General features: G+C 69.3%; 8 protein-coding genes. 2 read left to right on the plus strand and 6 right to left on the minus strand.

Annotated elements, in window-relative coordinates; genetic code table 11:
- Positions 1–1185, minus strand: coding sequence for an acyl-CoA dehydrogenase family protein (locus EON91_RS09705; protein ID WP_292094008.1), 1185 nt, complete (start codon positions 1183–1185; stop codon positions 1–3).
- A 62-nt stretch (positions 1186–1247) separates the two neighbouring features.
- Positions 1248–1502 carry an Lrp/AsnC ligand binding domain-containing protein gene (locus EON91_RS09710; RefSeq protein WP_292094011.1) on the minus strand — a complete coding sequence of 85 codons (255 nt, stop codon included), beginning with the start codon at positions 1500–1502 and terminating at the stop codon, positions 1248–1250.
- A 53-nt stretch (positions 1503–1555) separates the two neighbouring features.
- Between EON91_RS09710 and EON91_RS09715 the strand changes: the two genes are divergently transcribed.
- On the plus strand, positions 1556–2389 hold the full coding sequence (locus tag EON91_RS09715) for an alpha/beta hydrolase (protein WP_292094013.1): 834 nt from the start codon (positions 1556–1558) through the stop codon (positions 2387–2389).
- On the opposite strand, the gene EON91_RS09720 is transcribed toward EON91_RS09715, so the two are convergent.
- The gene (locus EON91_RS09720; RefSeq protein WP_292094014.1) at positions 2386–2778 is read right to left on the minus strand and encodes a VOC family protein; all 393 of its coding nucleotides are present in this window, start codon (positions 2776–2778) and stop codon (positions 2386–2388) included. The two genes, EON91_RS09715 and EON91_RS09720, sit on opposite strands and share 4 nt — an antisense overlap.
- 158 nt (positions 2779–2936) lie before the next feature.
- On the opposite strand from EON91_RS09720, the gene EON91_RS09725 reads away from it, so the two are divergent.
- Entirely contained in the window at positions 2937–3611 is a 675-nt protein-coding gene (locus EON91_RS09725) for a bifunctional 4-hydroxy-2-oxoglutarate aldolase/2-dehydro-3-deoxy-phosphogluconate aldolase (protein ID WP_292094016.1), read from the plus strand.
- Between the two features lie 9 nt (positions 3612–3620).
- Here EON91_RS09725 and EON91_RS09730 read toward each other — a convergent pair whose 3' ends face one another.
- From EON91_RS09730 to EON91_RS09740, 3 genes are all read right to left on the minus strand, one after another.
- Positions 3621–3830 carry a hypothetical protein gene (locus EON91_RS09730; protein ID WP_292094018.1) on the minus strand — a complete coding sequence of 70 codons (210 nt, stop codon included), beginning with the start codon at positions 3828–3830 and terminating at the stop codon, positions 3621–3623.
- A gap of 25 nt (positions 3831–3855) precedes the next feature.
- Positions 3856–5463 (minus strand): ShlB/FhaC/HecB family hemolysin secretion/activation protein, encoded by a 1608-nt coding sequence (locus EON91_RS09735; protein ID WP_292094020.1) that lies wholly within the window; start codon positions 5461–5463, stop codon positions 3856–3858.
- A gap of 138 nt (positions 5464–5601) precedes the next feature.
- The coding region (locus tag EON91_RS09740) for a hypothetical protein (protein ID WP_292094022.1) at positions 5602–6270 on the minus strand (669 nt) is incomplete at its 5' end.

Consider the following 6270-nt stretch of genomic DNA (forward strand, 5'->3'; position numbering starts at 1 on the left):
TCAGGCTCCCGGCAGTTGCAGCAGGTGTTTGGCGATGATGTTCAGCTGAATCTCGCTGGTCCCGCCCTCGATGGAGTTGGCCTTGGTGCGCAGCCAGTCGCGGGCGACGGAGCCGCCGTGCGAGCGCTCGCTCTCCCATTCCAGGGCCTCGGCGCCGCCCGCCGCCATCAGCAGTTCGTGCCGCCGCTTGTTCAGCTCGGACCCATAGTATTTCAGCATGGAGGCGATGGCCGGATGGGCCTGTTTGGCCTTCACCTGATCCCCCACCCGCTCCATCGCCAGACGGAAGGCGGCCTGGTCGATCTCCAGCTCGGCGATCCGCGCGCGCAGCATCGGCTCGTCCAGCCGTCCGGCGTCGTCGGCGCCGACGGCGTCCAGCGCCACCTGTCCCACCGGCCGCCCGGCTGCGACCTCGCCCATGGCGCCGATCATGGTGCGTTCGTGCGCCAGCAGATGCTTGGCCACGTCCCAGCCGCGATTCAGCGTCCCGACCAGATTCTCCTTCTCGACCCGCACGTCGTCGAAGAAGGTCTCGCAGAAGGGGCTCTTGCCCGAAATCAGGGTGATCGGCCGCGTCGTCACGCCGGGCGTCGCCATGTCGAACAGCACGAACGAAATGCCCAGATGCTTGGGCGCCGCCGGGTCCGTCCGCACCAGGCAGAAGATCCAGTCGGCCTTGTCCGCATAGCTGGTCCATATCTTCTGGCCGTTGACGATCCAGTGGTCGCCGCGATCCTCGGCCCGCGTCTGGACCGCCGCCAGATCCGACCCCGCGCCCGGTTCGGAATAGCCCTGGCACCAGCGGATTTCGCCCCGCACGATGGGCGGCAGGAACCGCTTCTTCTGCTCCTCCGTCCCGAACGCCAGCAGGGCGGGCCCCAGCATCCAGACGCCGAAACTGTTCAGCGCCGGCTGGGCCTGGATGCGCCGCAGCTCCGACGCCAGCACCTTGGCCTCCTCGCGGCTCAGGCCCCCGCCGCCGTATTCGGCGGGCCATTCCGGCGCGGTCCAGCCGCGCGCCGCCATCCGATCAAGCCACAGCCTGTGCCCCGGCGTGGCGAAGACCGCGCCGCGCCCGCCCCAGATCATGTCGGCCTCGGACCGCATCGGGCCGCGCACTTCAGGCGGACAATTGGCCTCCAGCCAGGCCCGCGTCCCGGCGCGGAAAGCTTCCAGATCAGCCACGGCGTCGCTCCCGTTCTTGTATCGTTGCGACGACGCTAGCCGGTCCTTTTTGGAAACGGAACTTACTTCTTCGGCAGGAACGGCGAGAAGGTGATGACCGTAAAGGTGTCGCGGATATGCGGCCGGGTCTGGACCTGTTTCGTAACGAAGGTCCCGATGTCCGCATCCTTCGGCAGCTGAAATTTGGCCAGCAGGTCGTGCTGCCCCGATGTCGAATAGACCTCGCTCACGTTGTCGACATTGTCCACCAGATCGGCGGCCACATCGTTGGCGTAGCCCAACTCGCATTTGATGAAGACGAAAATGGCGGTCATCATGGCCGGCAATGAACTCCCGTGATGGAACGGGTGTCGTAGCGGATGGAAACGAGATGGGTAAGGCTCTTGCGGCGCAGGCCGTGCTGACGCCTCCGGACCTGGAGGCCGACTACAACAACCGCGCGCTGGTGCCGGACCATCCGGACATCATCGCCCGCTGGCGACAGGAGGCCGAGGCCGTCCGCGCCCGCCACGCGCCCGAAGTCCTGGAATACGGCCCCGGCGAGCGCGAACGCATCGACTGGATCGACGCCGGGCCGCACGCCCCCGTCGCCGTCTTCCTGCACGGCGGCTACTGGCAGGCGATGGAGCGGGACAGTTTCACCTGGGTCGCGCCGGCGCTGACGGCGCACGGCGTTTCGGTCGCCATCGTCGGCTATGATCTGGCGCCGGGCATGCGACTGGGCCGGATCATCGGTCAGGTGCGCCGCGCCACGGATACGGTGCGCGCGCGCTCGGGTCGTCGCCCGCTGGTCTTCGGCCACTCGGCCGGCGGTCACATGGCCGCCTGCATGCTCAGCGAGGGCCGCGCCCGCGCCGCCCTGGCGCTCTCGGGCCTGTTCGACCTCGAACCGGTGATCCACACCTCGCTGAATGCGGCGCTGGACCTGACCGCGCCCGAGGCCCGCGCCCTGTCGCCGATCCACTGGCCCGCCCCGGACGGTTCGACCCCGGGCGGCCACGCCATGGACTTCTGGGTCGGCGCCGCCGAAAGCCCCGAATTTATCCGTCAGAGCCGCGAGATGGCCGCCGCCTGGGGCGGCAAGGGGGTCGAGACCCACGTCGAACTGCTGGACGGCCTGAACCACTTCACCGTCCTGGACCCGCTGCGCGACCCGCAGTCGGCCCTGGTCCAACGGCTGGTCGAGCTGGCGAAGGCCGACTAGCCCCGCAACTCCAGCCCATTCCCGTCGGGGTCGGTCAGATACAGCGACGTCGCCTTGCCCGAGGCGCCGAAGCGTTCGCCCGTTTCGCCCGGTTCGACGCCGTGGCGACGCAGATGGTCGGCGGCGGCGTCGACATCGAAGTCGGCTACGGTCAGGCACAGGTGGTCCATGTTGCGCGCCTCCTCGCCCGGCGCAGCGCCGCCTTTCAGTCCGATCTTGCCGGTGATGTCGACCAGATCGATCAGTTGGGGCCCGGCGCGCAGCTGAATCATGCCGATCTCTTCCTGACGCCGCTCCAGCGCGCAGCCCAGCACGTCCATATAGAAGGCTCGCGCCTGCTCCAGATCGCGCACCCGCAGCACGACATGATCGATACCGGTCACTTGCATGACAGTCTCTCCGTTCAACCAGACACGTTTAGCCGGATTGCCGGCGACGCATCAAACGCCCGCTGCATCGCAGGCCGCTTACCCAGTTTGATCGCCGTTCACTTGACGTGAACCCGGCGTCGGCTGACTGACAGTCCGTAGACCCATCAGGAGCCGCCATGCGCCACGACCGTCCCAGCGTTCTGACCGCCATTGAAAGCCAGGGCGTGGTGCCCGTCTTCTATCATCCGGATGTCGAGGTCTGCGCCCAGGTGATCCGCGCCTGCGCCCGCGGCGGCGCCAGGGCGGTCGAGTTCACCAATCGCGGCGACTTCGCCTGGGACGTTTTCACCCAGTTGTCGAAAGAGTTCGCGAGCACCGATCCGGACATCATCCTGGGCGTCGGCTCGATCCTGGATGCGCCGACGGCGGCGATGTATCTGGCCTCGGGCGCGCGGTTCGTCATCAGTCCGTGCCTGGTCCCCGAGGTCGCCCGCATCTGCAACCGTCGCCTGGTCGCCTATGCCCCCGGCTGCGGCTCGGTGCGCGACGTGTCCGAGGCGCACGAACTGGGCTGCGATCTGGTCAAGCTGTTCCCCGGCGCGTCTGTGGGCGGCCCGGACTTCGTCAAGGCGATCCTGGGCCCCATGCCTTGGGCCAAGATAATGCCCACCGGTGGCGTCGACCCGGACGAGGCGTCGATCGCCAAATGGTTCAGCGCCGGTATCGTGGCGGCGGGCATGGGCTCCAGACTGGTCACCGACGCGGCCATCAAGGCCAGCGACTGGGCAGGCATCGAGGCCCAGGTGCGCCAGACGGTCGGGACCATCAGCGCCTTCCGCGCCAAGGGCTGAGCCAACGGCTCAGAAGCTGCGCCTCTCCGGCGCGATCCATCCGGCGATATCGCCTACCGCCCGCCCCGGCCGACGCAGGCGGATCACGGCGTGCAGGGCGTCGGTCAGGTCCATCAGCTGTTCGCGTGACAACGCCGGCGTGGCCGCCATCAGTTGCGCCTTCAGCGCCTCATAGCGGCTCTCGTCCAGACCCTCAGGGTCCCCGCCGACGCGTCTCATTCGTATTCGCTCCATTCGTCTGCCCTCAGAAACGCGCCGTGACGCCCAGGCCCAGGCGCCAGTCGTCGCCATTGGGATCGGGATTATCGACCGCCCGAGCGCCCTCGACCTCGATCACCGCCCGGTCCGTGATCGCCAGCCGCACTCCGGCGCCCGCCGACGCCAGCGACGCCTTCACGCCCGGCAGGCCGGCGCGACTGTTCACCCGCACCTCGCCGGTGTCGCCGAAGACATAGACCTCGCTGCCCTGCACCGGAGCAGGCAGCGCCTGCGGTCGCCAGGCCGCCTCGGCCTTGACCCCGTAGCCACTGTCGCCGACCAGCAGGGCCGAGCTGAAGGCCTTGCCGAACTCGCCGCCGCCCAGGCTGAACAGCTCGGAGGTCGGCAGGGCGTCATCGCTCCACTGCGCCGTGACGGCGCCGCTCAGCCGCACGCTGCGGCCCACCGCGCGTACGGCCTCGAACCGCGCGTTGACCTTGGTGAAGCCGGCGTCGGTAAAGGCGCCGGGTCGCGCCCCCAGACCATCGATACCCTGACTGACCGTCGCGGCGCCGCCCAGGGTCATGCGCGGCGCTACGCGTGACCATGCCGCCGACGCCCGCGCCGTGCGTGTCCGCTCGGTCGAGATCTGGTCGCCGAACACGGCGTTGTCGCTGTTCAGTCCGTCCAGCCCGCCGCTGAGGACCAGATTGGTGCGATAGCTGCGGATCATCGGCCAGCTGAAGATCAGGCCCGCGCTGGTCGCATCGCCTTCGATCCCGCTGGGCAGGCGCGTCCGCAGATGGCCCGCCTGTACGCCCAGCGCTGCGCCGTCATAGCCAATCGGCTGGCGGTGGCTGAAGGTCAGATACTGGAACCGTTCAATTTCATTGGGCACGGTCAGGGCCACCCGCGTCTGGTCGCCCAGTCGGAACGCCCGGTTCAGCGTCGCGGACGCCGTCCACTGGGTCCGGCCCAGCGCGCGCGAGCCGCGGTTGTTCAGCCCCAGCGCATACTCCCACCGCGTCTGGTCCACCTCAAACCCCAGATCCACCGCGCCGGGCGTCGCCGACGGAACCGTCTGCAGCGTCGTCTTCGTCCCGGGGATGTCCGCGATCAGCGAAAAATAGCGTTCGGCCGTGCGCCGGGTCAGTGGCGCCTCGGCCGTCAGGTGAAGGGCGTAGCGGCGCATCAACTCGACCCCGCCTTCCACCTCGCCATAGATGGCGGCGCGTCCGACCCGTCCCTCGACCGCCGTGACCGTGATCACCCCTTCCGTCGCGCGCCCGGTGTCCAGCGACACCACGGGCAGGGCGAAGGGCGCATCGGCATAGGCCCCCAGCACGGCGGCGCGCAGCCGCGCCAGCCCTTCGCCGTCCAGCGTCTGGCCGATGAAGGGCTGCACCGCCGCCGCGATCCGCGCCTCGCCCAGCCGTGACCCCTGCACCGAGACCGCTCGCAGCACGAAGGGCGCGACCGTGTCCGTCGACGCCGTCGCAGCGCCGACCACCGGCGCCGCCGTCTGCGGCAAGGTCTGGGCCGGTCGCCGGTCCAGACGGTCGCGATCGATGGTCAGGCCATCCTGCGCGCTGGCCGTCAGCGACGGCGCGGCCGTCATGGCGGCAAGCAGAACGATGGCGGTGGGGCGTCTCATGGGGCGTCCGTGGCTAGCGCTTTGAGGAAGAAGAGACAGATGACGGGAGGGCGACGCACGCGCCCTCCCGTCGGTTTCGGCCGGTTTACTCTACGCGTGCGTGGATACTGGGCGTTCCTTGGGCCGTCCGTCGGGTCTTTACTTGGGCGCGACCAGCAGTCCGCCACCCAGGCCCAGACCGCCTTCGGCCCCGACTGTCGGCAGCAAACCGCCGACCACGCCGCTGACCGTGCCGGTGACGCCCTTGACCACGCCGGTGGGGTTCGAGGTCGCGCCACCGACCAGACCATCGACCGTGCCGGTCACGCCGCCCAGCAGGCCCCCGGCGCCGGCGCCGTCAGGCTGGGCCACGCCCAGCGCCAGGGGCTGTCCGTTCGACAGGATGTTGCCCGTCACCGCCGTTCCGGACGCGCCGGTGGGGGACAGGACGTTCAGATCGACGGCGGGATTGCCGCTGGACGATCCGACCAGCTGCTTGTCGCCGACCGTCAGGCCCAGCAGGCCGTTCGCGGGACCGCTGGCGGTCGTCACCGGCGTATTCGGCTGGCCCGTATTGACGGTCAGCACCTGGCCGCCAGACAGCACACCGACCGTAGCGACCGAACCGGGGGTCGTGGTTGGGCTCAGCACGCTGACGCCCAGCGGATCAGGTGTTGTTCCCTTGCCGAGCAGGGACTGGTCGCCGACCGTCACCGTGCCGACGGGGTTCAGCAGGGCGTCCAGCCCAGTGGTGGCTCCCAGATCGGCCAGGCCGCCGGAACCGCCCGAACCTCCGCCCGAGCCACCGCCGGAACCGCCACCGGAACC

Source organism: Brevundimonas sp., from assembly GCF_004210735.1.
Classification (GTDB): domain Bacteria; phylum Pseudomonadota; class Alphaproteobacteria; order Caulobacterales; family Caulobacteraceae; genus Brevundimonas.

Bases quoted from the DNA above. Each gene is read 5' to 3' on its own strand.
- EON91_RS09735 (WP_292094020.1), bottom strand. From the start codon at position 5,463: ATGAGACGCCCCACCGCCATCGTTCTGCTTGCCGCCATGACGGCCGCG.
- EON91_RS09725 (WP_292094016.1), top strand. From the start codon at position 2,937: ATGCGCCACGACCGTCCCAGCGTTCTGACCGCCATTGAAAGCCAGGGC.
- EON91_RS09720 (WP_292094014.1), bottom strand. From the start codon at position 2,778: ATGCAAGTGACCGGTATCGATCATGTCGTGCTGCGGGTGCGCGATCTG.
- EON91_RS09715 (WP_292094013.1), top strand. From the start codon at position 1,556: ATGGGTAAGGCTCTTGCGGCGCAGGCCGTGCTGACGCCTCCGGACCTG.
- EON91_RS09730 (WP_292094018.1), bottom strand. From the start codon at position 3,830: ATGAGACGCGTCGGCGGGGACCCTGAGGGTCTGGACGAGAGCCGCTAT.
- EON91_RS09710 (WP_292094011.1), bottom strand. From the start codon at position 1,502: ATGATGACCGCCATTTTCGTCTTCATCAAATGCGAGTTGGGCTACGCC.